Annotated in this window: 2 protein-coding genes; both read left to right on the plus strand. The window is 34.8% G+C overall.

Going from position 1 to position 1,561, the window contains the following annotated elements; genetic code table 11:
- Positions 1 to 554 (plus strand): hypothetical protein (locus tag WKI47_RS06655; protein WP_340226394.1); only part of this gene is annotated, 554 nt, incomplete at its 5' end.
- 166 nt (positions 555 to 720) lie between these two features.
- Positions 721 to 1,434, plus strand: coding sequence for a hypothetical protein (locus tag WKI47_RS06660; protein ID WP_340226395.1), 714 nt, complete (start codon positions 721 to 723; stop codon positions 1,432 to 1,434).
- Positions 1,435 to 1,561: the final 127 nt, after the last annotated feature.

Below are 1,561 nucleotides of genomic sequence, written 5' to 3' on the forward strand. Positions count from 1 at the left end.
ATCAGGGACTAAGTAGTGATGAGCTTATTACATATGTATTCTGCGGACATAAGCAATTAACAGAGGAGGTTGATAATAGTGAGGGAGTACTTAATGCTTGGAAGGAATGGATAAAGTGGGCTGCGAAAGAAACTATAACAATGTACGATTATAATGCTTATAAACATGGATTAGCAATTCATTCTGACACACGTGGTTTCTCTTTAGGTAACGAAATTGAGGGTCAAATCAAAGTGAGTAATGATAGTTTAAAATTCTTAAGTAAAAATAAAAAAGAAGATCGTTGGGTTTGGGAGAAAAGAGTTGTATTTACTCCGCTTGATTATAGAGGTGCATGTATATCAATCGTACAAAGTCTTATAAGAAATATCTTAACCATTGGGAAGCGCACATATCTAGGAACTGATTTTGAAAGTCTTGATTTTTTACCTAATGAAACGTGTACACCTCAGTACTTTATGAAATTATCAAATAAAGATAAGAATGAATTTGGTTTAGTAGCAAAGGGATATTCAATGGAACTTTTATATTACAAGAGAAAAGATGAAAATTAAATGATTTGCTTAAGCTATACTGTCCGCCCTTCACCTAACATAATATTCACGCTACGGACGTTCGTCCTTGGCCCGGCATTCGCCGGACACTCAGCATACGCTGAGTCGTGAATACGGGAACGTTATCGGAAATTGCTAAGAGCCTAAATAGATTGGAGAGAACTGCTTGAAGATAAAGTTAGCTTGTCGTGGATGCCAAGAAGAACGATTTAAATCAATTGATTTAACTGATGGGATTTACTATAGGTTTGAATGTGAGAATGGTCATAAGAATAATATTATTCTACAAGAATGGAAATTTGAAATACTATTTGAAATGGCATTAATGGCTTTGAAAGATGGATACACCAGAGAAGCTGTTTCTAGTTTTGCGGCTTCGCTAGAAAGGTTTTACGAATATATCATTGAAGTTATTGCAATTCGAAACGAGATTGACTCGCACCAATTCACCGATACTTGGAAATTAATGAGTACCCAATCTGAAAGGCAACTTGGTGCATTTTATACAGCGTATTTACTTCATTTTAAAGAATCCCCAATGCCTTTGCATAAAAGAAATACAGAATTTAGAAACAAGGTGATTCACAAAGGCTACATACCGACCACTGAAGAAGTTACTGATTATGGACGAGAAGTTTTTAAATATATTCTTCAAGTATTAAAGAAAATTGATTTGCACGAGTATATGCCTGCAATTCTTAAAATGACACAAAAAACAAGAGAAGCATTGAATATAGATTATTCATACGGAACAATATGTATAGTGCCAGTTCCTGTTGGATTAAAACATCACTCAAAACATTTGCTTGAGAATTTGGATTTTGATGAATTACTAAAAAGCAGAAAAGAATTTGAAGTAATGAAAGGAAGCTTTGAATAACTTAAGAAGACAGCAACATCCGATAACATAATATTCACGCTGTGGACATTCGTCCTTGATCCGGCATTCGCCGGATACTCGACATACGTCGAGTCGTGAATATAGGAACGTTATATGTAATCCCTAT

Source organism: Saccharibacillus sacchari, from assembly GCF_037722395.1.
Classification (GTDB): Bacteria; Bacillota; Bacilli; order Paenibacillales; family Paenibacillaceae; genus Saccharibacillus; species Saccharibacillus sacchari_A.